General features: G+C 44.6%; 18 protein-coding genes. 12 read left to right on the top strand and 6 right to left on the bottom strand.

Annotation, left to right across the window (positions count from 1 at the left end; genetic code table 11):
* Nucleotides 1-48 precede the first annotated feature (48 nt).
* A complete protein-coding gene (mtnC, locus tag BM739_RS13450; RefSeq protein ID WP_076541452.1) occupies nucleotides 49-729 on the bottom strand; it encodes an acireductone synthase in 681 nt (226 codons plus the stop codon).
* Between the two features lie 260 nt (nucleotides 730-989).
* Here mtnC and BM739_RS13445 point away from each other — a divergent pair, with 260 nt between their 5' ends.
* From BM739_RS13445 to BM739_RS13430, 4 genes are all read left to right on the top strand, one after another.
* On the top strand, nucleotides 990-1,439 hold the full coding sequence (locus BM739_RS13445) for a dCMP deaminase family protein (protein WP_076541449.1): 450 nt from the start codon (nucleotides 990-992) through the stop codon (nucleotides 1,437-1,439).
* 341 nt (nucleotides 1,440-1,780) lie between these two features.
* The gene (locus BM739_RS13440; RefSeq protein ID WP_076541447.1) at nucleotides 1,781-2,107 is read left to right on the top strand and encodes a c-type cytochrome; all 327 of its coding nucleotides are present in this window, start codon (nucleotides 1,781-1,783) and stop codon (nucleotides 2,105-2,107) included.
* Nucleotides 2,108-2,293: 186 nt separating this feature from the next.
* Nucleotides 2,294-4,021: a DUF3373 domain-containing protein gene (locus tag BM739_RS13435; RefSeq protein ID WP_076541444.1), complete on the top strand. Its 1,728-nt coding sequence runs from the start codon at nucleotides 2,294-2,296 to the stop codon at nucleotides 4,019-4,021.
* 38 nt (nucleotides 4,022-4,059) lie between these two features.
* Nucleotides 4,060-5,451 carry a tetrathionate reductase family octaheme c-type cytochrome gene (locus BM739_RS13430; protein WP_076541442.1) on the top strand — a complete coding sequence of 464 codons (1,392 nt, stop codon included), beginning with the start codon at nucleotides 4,060-4,062 and terminating at the stop codon, nucleotides 5,449-5,451.
* 114 nt (nucleotides 5,452-5,565) lie between these two features.
* On the opposite strand, the gene hutI is transcribed toward BM739_RS13430, so the two are convergent.
* On the bottom strand, nucleotides 5,566-6,810 hold the full coding sequence (gene hutI / locus BM739_RS13425) for an imidazolonepropionase (protein ID WP_076541440.1): 1,245 nt from the start codon (nucleotides 6,808-6,810) through the stop codon (nucleotides 5,566-5,568).
* Nucleotides 6,811-6,931: 121 nt separating this feature from the next.
* Here hutI and hutC point away from each other — a divergent pair, with 121 nt between their 5' ends.
* The 3 genes from hutC (at nucleotide 6,932) to hutH (ending at nucleotide 10,978) form a co-directional block, all read left to right on the top strand.
* Nucleotides 6,932-7,636 carry a histidine utilization repressor gene (hutC, locus tag BM739_RS13420; RefSeq protein ID WP_076541437.1) on the top strand — a complete coding sequence of 235 codons (705 nt, stop codon included), beginning with the start codon at nucleotides 6,932-6,934 and terminating at the stop codon, nucleotides 7,634-7,636.
* Nucleotides 7,637-7,760: 124 nt separating this feature from the next.
* Entirely contained in the window at nucleotides 7,761-9,434 is a 1,674-nt protein-coding gene (gene hutU, locus BM739_RS13415; protein WP_076541516.1) for a urocanate hydratase, read from the top strand.
* Nucleotides 9,434-10,978, top strand: a complete 1,545-nt coding sequence (gene hutH / locus BM739_RS13410) for a histidine ammonia-lyase (RefSeq protein ID WP_076541435.1) — start codon at nucleotides 9,434-9,436, stop codon at nucleotides 10,976-10,978. Before hutU ends, hutH begins: the two co-directional genes overlap by 1 nt.
* A gap of 89 nt (nucleotides 10,979-11,067) precedes the next feature.
* On the opposite strand, the gene BM739_RS13405 is transcribed toward hutH, so the two are convergent.
* Nucleotides 11,068-11,604 carry a hypothetical protein gene (locus tag BM739_RS13405; RefSeq protein ID WP_076541433.1) on the bottom strand — a complete coding sequence of 179 codons (537 nt, stop codon included), beginning with the start codon at nucleotides 11,602-11,604 and terminating at the stop codon, nucleotides 11,068-11,070.
* A gap of 288 nt (nucleotides 11,605-11,892) precedes the next feature.
* On the opposite strand from BM739_RS13405, the gene BM739_RS13400 reads away from it, so the two are divergent.
* Nucleotides 11,893-13,149: a mechanosensitive ion channel family protein gene (locus BM739_RS13400; protein WP_076541431.1), complete on the top strand. Its 1,257-nt coding sequence runs from the start codon at nucleotides 11,893-11,895 to the stop codon at nucleotides 13,147-13,149.
* Here BM739_RS13400 and BM739_RS13395 read toward each other — a convergent pair.
* Complete coding sequence (locus BM739_RS13395; RefSeq protein WP_076541429.1) at nucleotides 13,146-13,718, bottom strand: lysophospholipid acyltransferase family protein; 573 nt, start codon at nucleotides 13,716-13,718, stop codon at nucleotides 13,146-13,148. The genes BM739_RS13400 and BM739_RS13395 overlap by 4 nt on opposite strands.
* A gap of 609 nt (nucleotides 13,719-14,327) precedes the next feature.
* Here BM739_RS13395 and BM739_RS20530 point away from each other — a divergent pair.
* A complete protein-coding gene (locus tag BM739_RS20530; protein WP_076541513.1) occupies nucleotides 14,328-14,726 on the top strand; it encodes an SgcJ/EcaC family oxidoreductase in 399 nt (132 codons plus the stop codon).
* A 30-nt stretch (nucleotides 14,727-14,756) separates the two neighbouring features.
* Here the strand turns inward: BM739_RS20530 and BM739_RS13385 are convergent, their stop codons facing one another.
* Nucleotides 14,757-15,551, bottom strand: a complete 795-nt coding sequence (locus BM739_RS13385) for an NRDE family protein (RefSeq protein ID WP_076541427.1) — start codon at nucleotides 15,549-15,551, stop codon at nucleotides 14,757-14,759.
* Between the two features lie 99 nt (nucleotides 15,552-15,650).
* Nucleotides 15,651-17,240: a metal transporter gene (locus tag BM739_RS13380; RefSeq protein ID WP_076541425.1), complete on the bottom strand. Its 1,590-nt coding sequence runs from the start codon at nucleotides 17,238-17,240 to the stop codon at nucleotides 15,651-15,653.
* 224 nt (nucleotides 17,241-17,464) lie between these two features.
* Between BM739_RS13380 and BM739_RS13375 the strand changes: the two genes are divergently transcribed.
* The 3 genes from BM739_RS13375 (at nucleotide 17,465) to BM739_RS13365 (ending at nucleotide 20,938) form a co-directional block, all read left to right on the top strand.
* Nucleotides 17,465-18,058 (top strand): YhgN family NAAT transporter, encoded by a 594-nt coding sequence (locus BM739_RS13375; RefSeq protein ID WP_076541423.1) that lies wholly within the window; start codon nucleotides 17,465-17,467, stop codon nucleotides 18,056-18,058.
* 211 nt (nucleotides 18,059-18,269) lie between these two features.
* A complete protein-coding gene (locus BM739_RS13370; RefSeq protein ID WP_076541421.1) occupies nucleotides 18,270-18,551 on the top strand; it encodes a hypothetical protein in 282 nt (93 codons plus the stop codon).
* A gap of 38 nt (nucleotides 18,552-18,589) precedes the next feature.
* Nucleotides 18,590-20,938: an immune inhibitor A domain-containing protein gene (locus tag BM739_RS13365; protein WP_076541419.1), complete on the top strand. Its 2,349-nt coding sequence runs from the start codon at nucleotides 18,590-18,592 to the stop codon at nucleotides 20,936-20,938.
* Nucleotides 20,939-20,975: the final 37 nt, after the last annotated feature.

Raw genomic sequence — 20,975 nt, 5'->3', positions numbered from 1 at the left:
CACAAAAAAACGACCATCAAGGTCGTTTTTTATGGCAGTTAATCATGATTAATCAATGGTTAACTCAGCAAAGCTTTTGATTTGCGCAAACTTAGCGGTTTTTTGGTTTTCAAAACGCACCATATGGCGGGTATGTAAACCTGCAGCTTCAGCGGCTTTTAGTTCTTCTACCACGTCAGAGATAAATAATACCTGCTTAGGGCTCAAGCTGATGGTATTTAAGATATTGCAGTAAGCCTGCTTATCTAATTTGTTACCGGTACGGGTATCAAAATGGCCACTAAATTTAGGGGTTAAATCACCCGCATCACTGTGGCTGAATAATAGTTTTTGCGCTTCAGCAGAGCCTGACGAAAAGCTATAAAGGCGAATATTGCTCGCTTCTAAGCCTGGCATGGCATCAATAAAATCTGGATAGATATGACCAGTAAACTCGTTAGCGGCATAACCTTGCTTCCAAATTAACCCTTGTAAGGTTTTTAATGGCGTGGCTTTGCGGTCTTCATCAATCCATTGAGATAGGATTTCAGTAACGCGTTCAATTGACGCATCCGCTTCTAACGCTAAGTCGCGTACATCACTGATACAGTATTCAACTAGCGGGTTATGTTGATTTTGCGCAAGAAAATCACCCATAGCCTTTTTTGAATAAGGAAATAGTACATCTTGAATAAAGTCTAGATCAGTGGTGGTGCCCGCTGTATCTACGATAATCGCTCTAATACCCATAATGAATATGTACTCCAATCCTTAAGTTTGCCTGCTGAAGATCCTAAGCTTTATTGGGGCTATTGGCTAGTCCAAATAACAACTTGTGGCGCAGTAACTCACAAATCAGTCGGCAGTATTTATATTTATGCCAGCTACGCAGATGAAAACAGCCAATATTCAACAATCTTACTGTAGAAAAGGTGAGAATGTTAACAACATTAGGTATGATGAATTCAGTTACTTAGCTAAAAACATCATCACCTTAAAAGGCTATTACTATGATCTCAAAATGGGCAAAACGATTTTTCCAAATGGCAGAACTGGTAGGCTCTTGGAGTAAAGATCCCTCTACCCAAGTGGGCGCGGTGATCACCAAGCATAACCGTATAGTGTCTGTTGGCTTTAATGGTTATCCCCATGGTATTTCTGACAGTGCCGAAACCGATGACCGTGATATGAAGCTACTTAAAACCCTGCATGCGGAAGAAAACGCCATTTTGTTTGCTAAGCGAGATTTAGATGGTTGTGATATTTGGGTGACCCATTTTCCTTGCCCTAACTGTGCTGCCAAGATTATCCAAACCGGGATCACCGGGGTGTTTTGCCCTGAGCAAAGCACAGATTTTTTGTCTCGTTGGGGCGATAAAATTAAAATTAGCCAAGATATGTTTTTACAAGCGGGCGTTAAAGTGAATTGGTTACCCGTGAGCGAACTTAGCGACGATTAACCTTGCTGTAACTAATATGCTAAAGAAGTCGCCTTAGGGCGACTTTTTTGTGGCTGATTTTAATGCTATAGCTTACGTCCTTTTATTTCACAGTGTGATTCATTTTACTCCCTAGCTAAGTTTTTCAGCGCTGACTAATACTTAAAAAGCATAAACAGCAAGGTTATTAGTACCTATTCAATTAGATTTCTTTCAATTATTTTTTTATCAATTAGATTTATCTCATGAATATGATCAAGGTCAAATTAATGTCTACCTATTTTGAGTAACATCTTTAACAAGGCATTAAAGATTTAGTTTGTCTTGATTGATAAAAATAAAGAAAAATTGATGAGGTAGTGATGATGAACAAAAAAATAGCGATGACAGTAGCCTTAGTGGCAATGTGCATGATTGGCGGCAGTTTTGCAGCTGATGGCGGCAACCCTAAAAAGGGTAAGCATTTGTATAAAAAACAATGTAAAGCTTGCCATAGTGTCGGCACTGAAGGCCCAGAGTTAACCCCAATGGCAAAAACCATGAGCCAGTGGGACAGATTTTTCAAGCGTGACCAACATAAGGCTAAGCCTGAAGTATTCAAAGCCATATCAGAAAAAGATCTTAAAGATATTCAGCAGTTTTTATATGACCACGCAGCGGACTCTGATCAACCACAAACCTGCGGCTAGCGAAAAACGTGCGTCCTGATGGCGGCTTAGACTTAATGCAAAAGTCAGAATAAGTCAGCGACACCATCAGTTAATCCAGATAAAAAGCAGAAAAAATGAGTTTAGCGCTCAGGGATTTCTGCAGCCAAAATTTAGCCTAAATCTATGTATTTGCATGATTTAGGCAAAATAAAAGGAAGCCAAATTATGCGTACCTTAATATCAATACTCGTTGCCAATGCATTAGCGTTTAGTGGCGCGGCCATGGCCGCAGCACCGTCATCAGCCAATGATGATGCTCAAAAAATGGCAGAGCTAAAACAGCAATTAATCGAAATCACCGAAGAGCTTGATGATCTTAACTCTCGAGTGGATAAAACTGAGCGCCACAGCGCCTTAGATAGATTAACCATCACCGGTGACTTTAGAACTAAAGTGCATTCATTGCATTACCAAGATGTCACTTGGAATCCTGCCATTAATGTTAATTTTTCAGACTTTGCTGCCAAAGCCATGTCTGGTGCATTTGGCGATCCCACTAGCGCTGACTCACCACTTGGGCAAATGATGGCGGCTAACCCTGCTTTAGCTCAAGCGTTTCAAAGTGGTCAGCTACAAGGGGTGATGCCTTATGTGTTAGCGCCAAAAACCACCCAAGACATCGACAATGACTTATTTTATACCACCCGCTTACGCTTAAATATGAAAGCTAAAGTGTGGGATAACGTCAGCTTTGCAGGTCGTTTATCTATGTATAAAAACTGGGGCGATTCAACGGGCACGCAAGTGTTTGATTCATGGCGTTCATTCACTATGGATGGCACCAGTAGCGGCAACACCAGTGGTGATTGGCTCAGAGTGGAACGAGCTTATTTTGACTGGCGTAATATCGGCGGCAGCCAAACTTACCTGTCAATTGGTCGTCGTCCATCAACTTACGGCCCACCAAGTCATTACCGTGAAAACGAAATGCGTGGCGGCACCCCATCTGGTCATTTAGTTAATTTTAACTTTGACGGCGCCACCTTAGGTTACAAACTGGGTGAAATCACTGGCATTGATGGCCAAGTGGTGCGTTTTTGCTACGGCCAAGGGTTTGAGTCTCAGTGGGGCAATGGCGAAATGTTTGGCGATATCGTTACCAAAGATACCCATTTAGGTGGCTTTAATATTGATGCTATTAACGATGGTAACCATTTCTTACAGGTAACCTTATTTGGCGCCAAAGATGTTAATGACGGCTTTAAAGGCACCATGGCATTTCCAACCCAGTTGGCCGGTATATTTGCGCCAACCATGTATCAAGATCTGCAAAAGTTCGACAACTTTAACTTTGTCACCCGTGTACAACCCAGTGGCGTGATTGGTGATATGTACTTAGGTGGTTTGGGTTATGCCTATGAAAGTGATGAAGACTTTAAAGCCTTTGCCTCATTAGGCTGGACGCGCGCAGAGCCAAATGGCAACAGCGGTATGTTTGGTGGCATGTTATCTGATGCGGTTTTTGAAGCGCAGCTAAATAGCACTGGCACTGAAATTATCATGATGCCAACGGTTGCTGACGATGCCTCAACAAAAGACGGTTATGGTATTTATGTTGGTTTCCAAATGCCTGCTCCAATGGGTAAATTTGGCCTTGAATATAACTATGGCTCTGAATACTGGACGCCGTTCACCCAAGCCCAAGATGACCCCGTTGGCAGTAAGTTAGCCACTCGCGGCCATGTTGCTGAAGCCTATTACATCTTTGATATCAATCCTAAAATGTTCATCAAAGTCGCAGGCCTGTATTACGACTATGAATACACAGGTAGCGGCACTCCAGTGGGCGCACCGCAAAAAATTGATGATGTGATTGCAGGCACTGCCTATTCAATGTTGCCTGTTGTTGATACTGCTTATGATGTAAATGCATCATTAACGGTTAATTTCTAAACATGGTGCCCCTGCGTGGCAGGGGCTAGGAGTGCTATATGAAAACCATGAAATTAGTTGTCGCATTAGCCTTTTGCAGTCAAATGGCCTATGCAGAATTTGATCATAAAGAGGTGATTGAGGGGCCGTTTACCCAAGGCTCGGACGTCACCAAGCAATGCATCGAGTGCCATGAAGATCATGCCAAAGAGTTTATGAAGTCTTCCCATTGGACTTGGGAGTTAGAGCAAGAATTACCTGGCCGCACAGTAAAGCGCGGTAAAAAAAATAGTATCAATAATTTTTGCGTCTCTATCAGTGGTAACGAGCCGCGCTGCACCAGTTGTCATGCGGGTTATGGCTGGAAAGACAACAGCTTTGATTTTACCGATATGACTAAAGTGGATTGTTTAGTGTGCCATGACACCACAGGAACTTATATCAAAGAGCCAGCAGGTGCGGGTGAAGCGATGGCGAAAGTGAATCTTGAGCGAGTGGCACAAAATGTTGGCCAACCGGTGCGAGATAACTGCGGTACTTGCCATTTTTACGGTGGCGGCGGTGATGCGGTGAAACATGGGGATTTAGACTCTTCCATGTCATACCCTGAAAAAGACACCGATGTGCATATGGACACTGACGGCAATGACTTCCAATGCCAAACCTGTCATACCACAGCAAGTCATCAAATCTCTGGTAATGCCATGGGCGTGTCACCGGGGGGCGAAAACCCCATTGGTTGTGAAAACTGCCATGACAGTGCGCCCCATGACAATAAAAAGCTTAATACTCATACCGCTGCAGTGGCCTGTCAAACCTGTCACATCCCATTTTTTGCTCGTAATGAGCCAACAAAAATGCGCTGGGACTGGTCAACAGCAGGGCAAGAGTTAACTGAAACCAAAGACAAAAACGGCAAAAAAACCTTTATGAATAAGAAAGGGAGTTTTGAATGGCAAAAAATGGTGCCACCGCAATATGCTTGGTTTAACGGTAAAGCTGATGCCTATATGGCGGGTGATAAAATTGACCCGGCTGAGGTGATAAAACTCACTTATCCTTTGGGTGATATCAATGACAGCAAAGCCAAAATCTATCCGTTCAAGGTCCATACTGGTAAACAGATATTCGACAGCAAATTGAATATTTTAATTACCCCTAAAGTGTTTGGTAAAGGTGGTTACTGGGACAAGTTTGATTGGGACTTAGCATCAAAACTTGGCATGGAAGCTAATAGCACCATGATAGACAAAGGCCTCAGTTATAGCGGCAAGCATGGCTTTGTTGAAACTGAAATGTGGTGGCGTATCAATCACATGGTTTCACCTAAAGAGCAAGCCCTACAATGCAGCGATTGTCATAACAAAGGCCAGCGCATGGACTGGAAAGCATTAGGTTATGACGGCGACCCAATGAAGAATAAACAGGGTAAACGTCACCAAACGGATTAAGGTTACTATCTAAGGAAAGGTGTATAGATAAATAAAAAGTGCTAAACCTGTATAGGGCTAGCACTTTTTTATCGTCTGGTTTAAAGCTTTGCAGTCGATGTAGATTATTATTTGCTATTGATGCACTAACACGCCGTTTTTAACCACTTCCTTACAAGGATTCACCCCATAAGAGTAGGCCAGTTGCGCTGGCGTGCTGATATCCCATAAGCAGAAATCAGCTGTCATGCCGGCGGCTAAACTGCCGACATTGGCTTCAATACCTAAAGCTTTGGCGGCATTAATGGTCACGCCTTTTAAGGCTTCCTCTGGAGTCAGCTTAAATAAGGTGCAGGCCATGTTGAGCATTAATAAGGTTGAGCAAATAGGCGATGAGCCCGGATTAAAATCACTGGCGACCACCATAGGTACATTATGTTTGCGTAACAGATCTATTGGCGGCATTTGGGTTTCACGTAAAAAGTAATACGCGCCGGGTAACAAAGTAGCGCAGGTACCGTGTTCACTGAGCGCGATAACCCCTGCTTCATCGAGGTATTCAATATGATCGACTGATTTAGCCCCCAATTTGGCTGCCATAGCAGAGCCGCCTAAGTTAGATAATTGCTCTGCGTGGATTTTGATATCTAAACCGGCTTGTTTGGCGGCGGTTAATACTCGCTCGGTTTGCTTAAGGTTAAAGGCAATGTTTTCACAAAAAACATCCACGGCATCGGCAAGGTTTTGCTCGATAACCGCAGGCAGCATGTCGTTAATCACCATATCGATATAGGCATCACTTCTGACTGTGCTGTTTGCAGTGTCTTTATATTCCTCAGGTATCGCATGAGCGCCTAAGAAAGTGGTTTTAACATCAACATGATGATTGCGGCCAAGTTCGCGGGCCACTTTAAGGATTTTGACTTCAGTTTGGGTATCTAAACCATAGCCAGATTTTATCTCCACCGTGGTGACGCCTTCTTTGGCTAAGGCGTTTAACCTTTGTCTGCCAAGTTCAAATAGCTCGGCTTCGTCAGCTTCACGGCAGGCTTTTACGGTCGAAATAATCCCGCCGCCAGCGCGGGCGATATCTTCATAGCTGGCGCCTTTGAGGCGCATTTCAAATTCGTTAGCGCGATTACCCGCAAAAATTAAATGGGTGTGGGCATCAATCAGCCCCGGGGTGACCCAGCCGCCTTTGCCGCGATAGATGGGCATTTCAAATACATCAAATTCAGGCATTTCTTTACGCGGGCCCATCCAAGCAATTTTACCGTCTTTAACGGCAATAGCTGCATCGGTTATTGCGCCATAAGCGACTGAACTGCTTGGATCCATTGTTGCAATATTGACATCAATCCACACATGATCCCACGACATAACCGCTCCTGAAAATACTCATTTTTTAGACTTTATCACAAAACAGTACTTGTTTTAACTTGTATATACAAGGTAAGGTTGCTGGTAGATTTTTCATCACATCAAGGGTTGGGCTAAATCCGTGTTGGCTAAGTTTGCACAAATAAAGCAATCCATTCTGGCTCGTATCGAAGCGGGTGAGTGGCAAGAAAATGATCAAGTGCCATCAGAAAATCAACTGGCGGAGTTGTTCTCTTGCAGTCGCATGACAGCAAGAAGAGCATTGACTGAGCTGGTGGAAGCTGGGGTGTTAGAGCGCACTCAAGGTATCGGCACCTTTGTCGCGGGGATTAAATCGCAGTCATCATTATTGGCCATTCGAAACATTGCCGATGAAATCAAAGACCGTGGCCATGGCTACAGTGTTAAGCAGCTTAAGTTAACCCAAATTGCTGCCACCAGACCGGTTGCGGTGGCCTTAGGATTAGAAATTGGTGACTTTGTCTATTACTCGGTATTGGTGCACTGCGAGCAAGATGCGCCATTACAGGTCGAAGAGCGCTTTGTGAACCCAGAATTAGTCCCTGAGTACTTACAGCAAGACTTTACCCAATTAACCCCCCATGAATATTTATCCAAGGTGGCGCCTTTAACCGAAGCCCGTCATCGCATCGAAGCCATTATTGCCAGCGAGCAAATGCAGCAATTATTGGCTATTGAGCCATCAGAGCCTTGCTTACAAATTTTACGCCGCACTTGGTCTAGTAAAGGCGTAGTCAGTTTTGCCCGTCTAGTTCATCCCGGCAGCAAGTTTAGCTTAGGTGGTCATTTAACCTTTAACGGTTAGCTACTTGTGGGCGAATCGTAACTAAACACTATTTAAAAGTAAAAATAGCTGCGACAACAGCAGCATAAATATCATAACAACCAAACTGACCTAGTTAGTTGAAGAGGAAAATATGGATAACACCATTAGTAAAAGACACGACCCTAGCCGCCGAATTATTGCCCCTCATGGCAGTAAATTGAGTTGTAAAAGCTGGATGACAGAAGCGCCAATGCGCATGCTGATGAATAACCTGCATCCTGATGTAGCCGAGCGCCCTGAAGATTTAGTGGTTTATGGCGGTATTGGCCGCGCAGCCCGTGATTGGCAGTGTTACGACAAAATTATTGAAGTACTGCAACGTCTAGAAGATGATGAAACCTTGATGGTGCAGTCAGGTAAACCTGTGGGGGTTTTCAAAACCCACAGTAATGCGCCGCGGGTGATTATTGCTAACTCCAACCTAGTGCCACATTGGGCTAACTGGGAACACTTTAACGAGCTGGATAAAAAAGGTTTGGCGATGTACGGCCAAATGACCGCCGGTTCGTGGATTTATATTGGCTCCCAAGGCATTGTTCAAGGCACTTATGAAACCTTTGTCGCCATGGCTAAACAACACTTTGGCGGCTCATCTGCGGGTAAGTGGATTTTAACTGGTGGCCTTGGCGGCATGGGCGGCGCGCAGCCATTAGCAGGCACCATGGCGGGTTACTCGGTATTAACCTGTGAAGTGGATGAAACCCGTATCGATTTTCGTCTGCGCACTAAATATGTCGATAAGAAAGCCACTAATCTTGATCAAGCATTAGCCATGATTGATGAGGCTAATGCCTCTGGTAAGCCAGTATCCGTTGGTTTGCTGGGTAATGCTGCTGATATTTTTGCTGAGTTAGTTGAACGGGGTATTACCCCAGATGTGGTGACCGATCAAACTTCTGCCCATGATCCACTCAATGGTTATTTACCCCAAGGCTGGACACTAGAGCAAGCTGCCGAAATGCGTAAAACTGACGAAGCGGCAGTGGTTAAAGCGGCTAAGCAATCAATGGCGGTGCAAGTTAAAGCCATGCTGGCGCTGCAAGCGGCAGGGGCGGCCACAACAGATTATGGCAATAACATTCGTCAAATGGCCTTTGAAGAAGGGGTTGAAAACGCCTTTGATTTCCCCGGTTTTGTGCCAGCTTATGTGCGGCCACTATTTTGTGAAGGTATTGGTCCGTTTCGCTGGGTAGCATTATCGGGCGATCCTGAAGATATCTATAAAACCGATGCCAAGGTCAAAGAGCTTATTCCTGATAATCCGCACTTGCATAACTGGTTAGATATGGCCCGTGAGCGGATTGCATTCCAAGGTTTACCGTCACGCATTTGCTGGGTGGGACTCAAAGACCGTGCCCGTTTAGCGCTAGCGTTTAATGAAATGGTTAAAAATGGTGAGTTATCTGCGCCGATTGTCATTGGCCGAGATCATTTAGACTCTGGCTCGGTTGCCAGTCCAAATCGTGAGACCGAATCCATGCTCGATGGCTCTGATGCGGTATCTGATTGGCCACTAATGAATGCCTTACTGAATACGGCTAGCGGCGCAACTTGGGTGTCATTGCACCATGGCGGCGGTGTGGGAATGGGCTTTAGTCAGCACTCTGGAGTGGTGATTGTTGCCGATGGCACTGATGATGCAGCAGTTAGATTAGGCCGAGTATTATGGAATGACCCAGCCACAGGCGTGATGCGCCATGCGGATGCGGGATATGAACTTGCGCAACAATGCGCTAAAGAACAAGGCCTAGATTTGCCAATGCAAGGAGCGAAATAATGACTGCTCAAGCTTATCAATTGCAGCTTAAACCCGGCACGCTGACGTTAGCGCAATTACGCCGAATTAGCCGAGGCTCGGTTAACTTATCTTTAGCCGATGAAGCCATTCCTGATATCAATACCAGTGCCGGTTTAGTGCAGCAAGTATTAGATGAAGGCCGCACTGTATATGGCATTAATACTGGCTTTGGCTTACTGGCTAACACTAAAATTGCCCCTGAAGATTTGCAGTTATTACAGCGCTCAATCGTGTTATCTCACGCTGCGGGCACTGGCCAATATATGCAAGATGCCACTGTGCGGTTAATGATGGTGTTAAAGATTAACTCATTAAGCCGCGGCTTTTCAGGTATTCGCTTAGAAGTGATTAACTTTCTTATTCAGTTGGTTAATGCCGGTGTTTATCCGTGTATTCCTGAAAAAGGCTCAGTGGGCGCATCGGGGGATTTAGCGCCGCTATCGCACATGTGTTTACCTATGCTGGCAGAAGGTGAAATGAGCTACCAAGGTCAAATCATTACGGCAGCAGAAGGGCTTGAAATTGCAGGCCTTAAACCGATTGAACTTGCTGCAAAAGAGGGGTTAGCACTGCTTAATGGCACCCAAGCCTCAACCGCATTAGCCCTTGAAGGTTTGTTCCATGCTGAAGACTTATTTGCTGCCAGTTCAGTTATTGGCGCCATGAGTGTTGAAGCAGCTATGGGCAGTCGTAGCCCGTTTGATGCCCGTATTCACGCGGCTCGTGGCCAACAAGGACAAATGGATTCAGCGGCTATTTTCCGTCACTTGTTAGCTGATGAGTCTGAGATCAGTCAAAGCCATGTTGATTGTGAAAAAGTGCAAGATCCATATTCTTTGCGCTGTCAGCCACAGGTATTGGGGGCGTGTTTAACGCAAATTCGCCATGCTGGTGAAGTGTTAGGGGTTGAAGCCAATGGCGTGACCGATAACCCACTGGTATTCCAAGACACCGGCGATATTATCTCTGGCGGTAACTTCCATGCTGAGCCTGTGTCGATGGCGGCAGATAACCTTGCTATTGCTATTGCTGAGTTAGGCTCAATTGCCGAGCGCCGCATTGCACTGCTCATTGACTCTAGCTTATCGAAATTACCGCCATTTTTAGTGAAAAATGGTGGGGTGAACTCAGGCTTTATGATTGCACAGGTGACGGCTGCGGCATTGGCCTCTGAAAACAAAACCTTTGCGCATCCCGCTTCTGTGGATAGTTTACCCACCTCAGCGAATCAGGAAGATCATGTGTCGATGGCGACATTTGCCGCGCGTCGGTTACGTGATATGTCTGAAAATACCCGTGGGGTGTTAGCGATTGAGCTATTAGCTGCGGCGCAAGGGTTAGATTTTCGCACGCCATTACAACCCAGTGATGCGGTAGTAAAAGCCAAAGCAGAGCTACGTGAAGTGGTTGCGTATTACGATAAAGACCGCTTTTTTGCGCCGGATATCGAAGCGGCGACAGATTTGCTCTATAGCGCCAGCTTCAATGCTTACTTACCTGCTGGCATCTTAGTGAGCTTTTAGGGGCTAGCGAGTTAGCAGCTTGAAACAAAAGGCTAAAAACAAAAAAGGACCTGCGGGTCCTTTTTCAATTGTGACTATTTGGATAAGGCTTACATGGTAAAACCAATGGAGATAATTGCCGCCTCGGCGCTGGTGTCATAACCTGCACCGATAACAACACTATCAAACACTGTGTAACGCACGCCAACTTCAGCGCCCCAGTCTTTATCGCGGCTAGATTCCCATCTTGGCTTGCCGTTAACTTCGCGGGTAGAAATATTGTTGGTGTAGTTTTGTTCGTTTATAAACACCGTGGCGCCGCCATAGAGATTAAAATTTTCAGTTAGGCTATAACTTAACCCAAAGCGCCACATGTATTCTTCGGCATAAGCTTCAGCCGGCTCTGGTACATCAAGGTCGTATTTATCGCCCCAGGCGTAACCAATATAATAGCCCCAGTCGGCGTAATCAGGGTCAAAATGTTTCATGGCAAGGGTGATACCAAACATATCGCCGCGGCTATCGATAAAATCCACTAACAAGGCAGTCGAAGGCTTAAACTGTTGTTCATCAGTTTCTGCGCGGGCGTTACTGCTAACCGAGACAATGCTCAGTGTTAGGATGATTGCTAGCCAAGTGTGCTTCATAGGAACCTCAATTCGTTTTAATGTTACCAATGGTAAGTGAAGCGAGCTCTGGGTCAATTAATGTGCTCAACTTTGCAATCAATATCATTAGTTTACTTTGATATGTTGTCGCCTTGTTTGAATGCGGTGGTGATTTGATGGCGAACTTGTCATCAAATTGAAAGCGGGTTAATTAATCGATAAATATGCTATTTTGGATCGTTCTCAATAAGTCTTTGTTCTCTATAATGGCTTTGGATTTTGTAAACCTAGTCTTTCAATCAGTATAAATGTGTAAGGAATAAAAGCGTGGATAACGAGTTACGTGATGATATTGCCAGTTGGTTGCTTGATATTGGGGTGAATAGTCAGCCCTCTGACAGTCTAGCAACATCAATATTACTGATGGTGAGCTTTATTGTGGCAACTATTGCTTATTACATTACCAAAAAGGTATTTGTAAAAGCGGTTAATGCGATGATCCGTAAATCGACCGTGACTTGGGATGATATTTTCATGCGCTATGGCGTATTGGAAAAATTGGCCTTGTTAGTGCCAATCATGACCTTGGACTTACTGATCCCGATTATTTTAACCCATCAACAACTGCTGGGCTCAGTCATTGACCGTGGCCTAAGCGTGCTGGTGGTCATTTTTGTTATTCGGGCGATTTACGCCTGTTTAGATGCGGTTAATGAAATTGCTGATGTCAGGCTGATTAGTCGCCGCTTACCGGTTAAAAGCTTCGTACAATTATTTAAGTTATTTTTGTTCTTTGTTGGTTTTATTATTGGCATATCAGTGATTGCAGATGAGTCGCCAATTTACTTTTTAAGTGGTTTAGGTGTTGCCACCGGTTTAGTGATGTTGGTGTTTAGGGACACTATTTTAGGCTTTGTTGCTGGGATTCAATTAGCTGCTAACCGTATGGTGAGTAAAGGCGATTGGATCCAAATGGACAAATATGGCGCTGATGGTGCTGTAGATGAGGTGTCACTCAATACCGTAAAAGTGCGTAATTGGGATAACACCATTACCATGATCCCAGCTTACGCGCTGGTATCAGACGCTTTTAAAAACTGGCGCGGTATGTCTGAAAAGGGCGGTCGCCGAATTAAGCGTTCAATTAATCTTGATGTAAATAGTATCCACTTTCTTAGCGAAGACGATATTACTCGGTTGTCGAAAGTGAATTACCTTAAAGATTACTTCCCTAAAGTGTGCTCAGAAATTTCCCATGCCAATGAGCTGGTTAGTGATATTGATATGCCGGTTAATGGCAGACGCTTAACCAATGTGGGGACGTTTAGAGCTTATTTAGATGCCTATTTACGTCAAAATAATAAGCTGCACAAAGACATGACTCTGATGGTGCGCCAACTTGCGCCAACACCAGAAGGCCTGCCTATCGAGTTATATGTGTTTACCAATGACGTCCGTTGGGCCTTTTATGAAGGCATTCAGGCAGATATCTTTGATCATGTCTTTGCCATCTTACCTGAATTTGGTTTACGTGCTTTTCAAAGCCCTACAGGCGATGATATTCGCAGTATTAAGTCGCACTAGTTTTTTGGCTGCTCATCCGAAGGAATGTAGTGCGGGATAACCTTAGGGTGGCGGCCGTTAATATGGCGGAAAAAATCTAAAATACGATTCATGTCAGTGGCGACATCGCCACTGGGGTGCAGCGGTTGATTAATCACAATGGATTTGGTTTTAAAATCTAATCCCACTGTGATTATTGGCACCTTGGCTTTAGTGGCAATATGATAAAAGCCGGTTTTCCAGCGAGTAACCGCGCTTCTGGTTCCTTCGGGGGCCAGCGCCAACTTGTATTGGTTATCGTCATTAAATAGCTGCACCACAGCATCGACCATATTATTGTTTTTACGTCGATCCACAGGGGTGCCGCCTAAGGCTTTAAACAGCCAGCCCCAAGGGGGAATAAATAATTGATGTTTGCCTAAAAAGTGAATTTTTACCCCTATAGCAAAGCGGGCAATAATGCCGACAATAAAGTCCCAATTACTGGTGTGTGGGCCAACCACCATAATGAATTGGCCATCAGCTGCGAGCTGGCCATCTAATTTCCAGCCATTAATGGCCAATAGCCATAAACAAAATTTACTAAACATGCGCTATTTTCCAGTTTATTTCACTCTGATACGCTAGAATCTAACCATAACAGAATGAATTTATATATTAATTTCACCGAATCTCATGTTGCAGATATCGCTTATCTCAACATGTTTTCTAAGCCAAACCGCAGTTGGGATTAATACCGTGCGCTGGGCTTACTGGGTTATTAATCTAATGCAAAAGTACTAAATTATTGTCGTTACTGTGGCACTAGTGTCAGGTAATTTCAATCTTGGTTTAAACAAGGAGAGTGTGTGAAGCACCCGATAATTATTTTATTAGCCGTTATTTTTGGTGGTTTTAGCACTATGTTAGCGGCAGAAGATAAACCAACAGCGACTCAAACCGCCTCAGATGTTGAGCTTAAACAGGCTGAATTAAAAATCGTGCCATTAAAACCTGCTACAGCTGCCAAGGTCGAAGTTGGGGCGATTGAACCCGTAGCCGATTTAAAGGTAGAGCCAAGCCCTTCAGATAGCTCACCTAAAACCACAGTTTCTGCTGATATTGCAGCAGCGCCGGCTGAGGCTGTGGCTGTGGCTGAAAGTGTGGTTGAGACTGAAACTGATGCCGTCAGCGCAGTTTTCTCACTTGAACAACAACCTGTGTCACTAGACGAAGTTAATATCAATAGCGCTATTCCTACTGACAGAATTAGAGCAGTGATTTCACAGCAAGAAAAAGCCTGGAATAGCGGCGATATTGATGCCTACATGCAAGGCTATTGGCAAAGTGACAATTTACGTTTTATGTCTAATGGTAAGTTTAGCTACGGTTGGGATGTAATTCTTGCTAGCTATAAAAAAAGTTATCCTGATTCAGCGCGCATGGGCAAGCTGTCGTTTAATGTGAAAGAGATTAAAATGCTCAGCAACTACGCCGCATTGGTTGTGGGTCGTTGGCAATTAGAGCGTACTAAAGACAAACCTAATGGTGTGTTCACCCTACTGATAGAGCGTATTGATGATAAGTGGGTGATAACCCATGATCATTCATCTGATTAATTGCTTGGCTGCAAATAGATTAATTCGGACTTAGGGCTTTGACGCATTAGGATTTATAACAAAATGCTGTTGCCCTAAGTTGCGAGTTTTGCCGTCATAACGCACTTCATAAAAGTCGATTTTGCCGTTTATATCTCGCATCACCACACTGGTTGAGCGGGTGCCATATTCTGGATGGCGAATAAAAATCGACGACAACAGCCTTTCCCACTCAATTTCAATGCCGGTACTGGGTAGGCTGCTATCTTCAGCTTGAGATTCATCGCGCATAAATGCCAACATTTGTTCAATATTGGGCTGCTTTTCAGCTAATAGATGCTGCTCTAACGCCTGTAATCCCTTGGCCATTTTCGGCCAAACATCATCTATAGCGCCATTACTCACAGCATGAAAACCTTTAGTTAATGGGGTGTTCTCAGCAGTGACGCTATTAAAACAGTAAAGCTGCTGCTGTTGCTGCTGATAAACAAGATTAAACGGACTGTAATTCGCGCTGTGTTGGCGAAGCCAATCAAGGCTGACACCTTGGCGGAGATCGAGAGCGTTAACCACCAGTTCGCCGCGACTTCTTAGGCCATCGGCTTGTTGATGGCGAATATTGGTAAGGCCTGCAAAGTGACCTTGTTGATTCACTCCAAGCCAAGTGCCGCCAGCTTGTAGGTCTTTGCCTGCTAATATCGACTGAGATTGAGGTAAATTGCTGTTAGCAACTGTTTGCCAAAAATGGGCCGGATCGGTGGCGCGATGATGAAACTCATCACGATTAGCGCACACAATCAGTGGCCATTGGGGATGCATGTCTACCGCGATAAATAAAATACACATAGGCTTGGTTAAGTCGGCTCAGTTATTCGGTCGATGATAAAACATCATAGCCTGAATAACATGAACCTGACAGTACCCTCGCTTAATGCGGCGGCTTAATTAGTGGTGATGTTTATGCTCTGTTGGCGCAGCCGCAGATTTATCTGAGGTATCAGCACCATGGGCGTGATCGTGGTTATGATCATGGTTATGACCGCTAAACTTAATCATTAAGCGACTTAAGAACTTACGTGGCCCTAGGCGCAGTAAGCTGGCACTAAAGATTAATCCCACCACAACTAATCCTGCAATATTAACGCTGTTTGGCAAGGTGAGTAACTGATGCCAATCAACCAGATACTGGTGCGCGAATAACAGCGCCACGGCTAATACCGCTGACAATGACAAGCGCATGCTCCAGCTCATTAGCTTTAACTGGCTAAGGCTAAGCACAGGCGCTGCAATAAGTGCAAATGCCACTGCCACATTGCTCCAGCCGCTATAGGCTAATGATAATGCCAGTACTGCCGCGCCTAAATTACAAAAACGCATCGGTAAAAACACCACTAGTAAGATCAGCACTTGCAGTGCTGGGTGCTCTAAATGCACCGAAGGGTGGCCAATGAGATTGGCTAAAATTAAGCTAAGGGCAATCCACGGGGCGCTGCGATCCACTAAATGAGCAAAGCCAAATCGCCAAGCCGATTGCGGTAAATTCTCGTGGGGATCGGTAAGCTCCACTTTGCTAAGGCTCAGTAATGCGCCAATCGCCAACAATGACATGGCTTGATAGATGGCAAACCAAGGGCCCAATAAAAGCAGAGTGATCAATAAGGCTTCGGGGCCGACTAACCGTTGTAACCAGCGGCTAGATAAGCTGTGATTTTGAGGGGTTAAACCTGCTTTAAAACGCGCCGAGGCAATGAAATAACTGGCAATTAAGATAGGCGATATCGTCAGTAGCCAAGTCATAAACTGCTCAGAGCCATGGCTATGGTGGGCATGGTCGTGCCCGCCAGTGTCCATCAGTAATAACACTGCCAGTAGCGCCACCCCCAGTAAACTGCCAATACCAGCTTGATATTGATAGCGACCTTGATGGTCTTCTTCGTGCTGACCATGGGGCTGATGTAGCACCACATGTAAAATTGAGCCGGTAACAAAGGCTTGTAAATAAACAGTATTATCTAGGCTGAGGCTATCGAGTAATTGCTCGCCAGCGAAGTAACCTAAGCCTGTGAGTACCATCATAGCTGCTAATACCGCACTGGCCCAGCGGGTGCCAACTTGAGGCTTTAACAGCCACCAAATAGCCACACCAACCGGTAGGCGATGCATAATCACCCCTAGTGCTAATAAGCTGGAGTTACCCTCTTGTTGGGCTAAAACCATGGCGCCACCATCGGTAATAGTGTGCAGCAATAGCCCGCCAATACCTAAAGTTAAGGTAACGTTATGGGTAATGTCTGAGTAACGATGAAATAGCCGTTCACTGGCTGTAGGACCCCATAAGCCAAGCACCACAAACAGCAAAGTGATAAAACCACCATGCTCAAGGAGTTCGGGCAAAATATGGATAAGCACCAATCCGCCTAATGAGACGAAAATAAATCCATCTAAGCCTTTTTGCAGCCCACTTCCTGATGAGAAGTAGCGATAAAAAAGCGGTCCGAATAAAAGTGCAATACAACTAGCAGCTAGATAGAGCATGGGATCCAAAGAATCAATGAAACGGAAAAAACAACGCAGTATATCGCAGTCTTTCGATTAACTTAATACTTGCTTTGCTTGTTTATCAGCCATGATGACAATTTACACGGTAAATATAGCCTTCAGCGTTGCAATATAGCGCGAAAGTCACGGTTATTTCTGCCAAATGACTGTATTAAGTATACAATAGTAGTTCATTGTTAATAATTAATAGATCTAATGTAATGGACATCTTTTCTGCTGCAGTCATGCTTTTCCTGATTATGGACCCTTTGGGCAATTTGCCTATTTTTGCTTCAATTTTGCGCCATATCGAACCTAAAAAACGCCGCCGAGTGCTTATTCGTGAATTATTGTTTGCGCTGGCAATCATGTTGCTGTTTTTATTTGCCGGCGAGGTGATCCTTAATTTCCTTAGCCTGCGTCAAGAGTCTGTGAGTATTGCAGGCGGGATTATTTTGTTCTTAATTGCCATTAGGATGATTTTCCCACAACCGGGTGGCGTGGTAGGTTTAGCTGCCGGTGAAGAGCCATTTATTGTTCCTATGGCCATCCCGTTAATGGCAGGGCCATCAGTGTTAGCCGCATTAATATTATTAGCGCACAGTGACAGTACCCGAATGATGGATTGGACCATTGCCTTAGTGGCGGCTTGGGGCGTGAGCGCGGTTATCTTACTATTCTATAAAGTCTTTACTCGCATGTTAGGCGAAAAAGGCTTAACCGCAGTGGAGCGTTTAATGGGTATGGTGCTGGTAATGATTTCGGTGCAAATGTTCTTAGACGGGGTGTCGAGCTATTTAAAAACTACTGCCTAAACAGCTCATGTTATGCATCACTATAGTTAAGAAGGCCGCATTAAGCGGCCTTTTTGTTGTCTGCGCAATATTCTCAGCCTTTCAGTTTGCCTTCGATTATTTTTTACTTCTTTAGTTGTATAAAAATCGCGCTAAAAAGTTGTATAAAGCCGATTTAGCAACTTTACTTAATATTACTCTTTGATTCATCTTCGTTGTTTGGGCGTCAATTATGCGCATTGTATTCGCTATCTTTTTGAGCTGTGTTATTTGGGGTTGTAGCCATAGTAATAGCGCCGAAAACGTCACTAATCAGACCCCATTAACGCATCAAAATAAGACCATTCAATGTGGCGCAATACCCCCTCCTTTAGATATGTCCGGCGTTAAACAGAATTTAATCAAAAGTGGTGAGATAACTGCTGATATGAGTGAACAGCAGCAACAAGAGATTGTTCGTCGTTATATCGCCAAGCGCAATAGTGCATTTAAAAAGTGCAATCAAAGGAAGTAAAGAATGGCTATTCAATTGAGTAAGTTTTTACTGGTGCTATGACCATATTGGCAATGACTCTGTTTTCGTTAAACGCCATGGCGGCGCTGAGTCAATACGCTTCTCCAGCAGATGTTGGGGTAATAAATCAACAACAGATCCAATACTGGTTGATTAAGCGTGGTGAGCTGGCTATTGATGCCAGTGAGGCAGCAAAGCAAGCTGCGGTAGAGAAGTTCACTCGCAAAGCAAGTCATAATTATCTGCCTGCAGAGGTCAAAATACTACAGCAAATAGCGGCCAAGAATCGGTCCCAGCGAGTAAAAGTCTCACCAGTATCAGCTCCGGCTCCGGCTTTGGCTGACGCGGATGTCACCAAAACCGTGAATGTGCTGGCGGTATTGGTCGACTTTCCTGATTTACCCTATAACGCCAACCGTTTAACCAAGTCAGATACGTCAATGTTTTACGACGATTATTCCGTACAACATTATCAAGATTTACTTTTTTCTCGATCTGGATTTTCTGGACCTAACGGTGAGGTATTTCAAACTGTATATCAATATTTTGCTCAAGCCTCGGGTGAGAGTTTTTTGTTTGGTGGTCAGGTTAAAGGCTGGGTAACTGCCAGTAACAACGCCGCTTACTATGGCGCCAATAATTCGGTTTTCAGTGATAATGATATTGCAGTACCTGAATTGGTTATGGAAGCCGTTACTCAGGCCGTTAAAGGGATGAGCGCGACAGAATTAGCTGAATTGGATATTGAAGATCCATTTGATTTTAATAACAACGGCAATGAAAATGAGCCTGATGGCATCATAGACCACATTGTCATCTTTCATTCCAGTATTGGTGAAGAAGCGGGCGGCGGCGTGTTAGGCACAGATGCTATTTGGTCGCATCGCTTTTTTGTTGGTGCCAATAGCCAAGGAGAAAATCTTCCTGGCACCTCAATGAAAGTTTATGGTTATACCATTCAGCCTATCGACTCAGGTACAGGGGTTGTTACCCATGAGTTTGGTCATGATTTAGGCCTGCCTGATGAGTACGACACTAATCTGGGCGATGGCGCGCCAGTGGGTTACTGGTCGTTAATGGCAAGTGGTACTTGGGTGGGTCAAGCACAAGCGGGTAATCCTTATATTGCTGGCAGCAAGCCTGCAGGCTTAAGTCCTTATGCCCGTTCATATCTGCAACAACGCTACCGAGGTAAGTGGGTCAATGAGCAAACCATCGACTTGGCCGATATTACTGCTGAAGGTGTGACTGCTGACATTTTTGCAGCGGTTAATGCTGATGCTGTGAATCAATTGTCCATTCCATTACCCAATCCTCCCGTTGCCTTTAAGTCACCTTTAGTTGGTGACTATCAATACCATTCCGGCAAAGGCCATCAGCTTAGCAATAGTCTGAGTTTCGAGGTGGATTTAGCCGCAGGCGCACCGATCGAGCTTGTTATGCAGGCACATTGGAGCATAGAAGTTGAGTATGACTATATGCAATTGCTGATTGATGGCGTAGCCATTGCTGGTAACCATACCAGTGCCAGTAACCCTCTGTTCAACAATGTAGAGCATTATATTTCTGGGGTATCGAGCGATATAGCGGGCGCTTCAGGAGCCGATGCTTGGGTTGAACTGGTTTATGACCTGAGCGATTTTTCAGGGCAAAGTGTGCAAGTTGAAATGAGCTATGTAACGGACCAAGCAGTGGGCGACTACGGCATTGTTATTGATCAAATTGAAATTAACCAGCAAGGCGTCAACATTTACCAAGACGGGGCAGAAGAGCAAGGTAAAGTTGATTTAGCGGGTTTTTCAAGGATCGATGATACCTTACCCGGTTTGCCGCAACGCTATATTGTGCAACTGAGAAACCATCAAGGTATTGATGCGGGCTTGCAAAGTGTCGGCTATGAGCCCGGTATTTTATTATGGCTAGAAAATAACAACTATGAAGATAACAATGTTGCCGAGCATGAAGGTTATGGCTTTATCGGGGTTATTGATGCTGATCAGAGTTTAATTACTGGTGGGTCTTCAAGTGTGCAGGTACGTGATGCCAGCTTTAGCTTATTTCCTCAGTCAAACTTCGCTAACGATAGCGCCTTAAGTAACTTTAGTTTATTTGATGATAATGCAGATTACTCAGCACCCCTGCAACCGCAATCAGGCATGGTGTTACCTCAACTGGGCTTAACGATGGAGGTTGAGGCACAATCGTCAGACAGCTCAAGGGCAACGGTTGAGTTTAAACTCAATGGTGTCGTAACATCGCAGCTTATGGGCGACAGCCAGACGCTTGCTGGCGAAGATGAGTCTCAAAGCAGTAGTGGCGGTAGTTTAGCTGGGATGTATTTGTTGCTACTGAGCTTACTGCTTGTAAGGCGCTTGAATAACACATAAGGCCACAAGCTTTATGTTGACCTTATAAACAGCCTAG

Source organism: Shewanella sp. UCD-KL21 (genome assembly GCF_001957135.1).
In the GTDB taxonomy this organism is placed as follows: domain Bacteria; phylum Pseudomonadota; class Gammaproteobacteria; order Enterobacterales; family Shewanellaceae; genus Shewanella.
The sequence above is the reverse complement of the archived record's forward strand: the minus strand, read 5'-3'. Positions and strand labels throughout refer to the sequence as shown.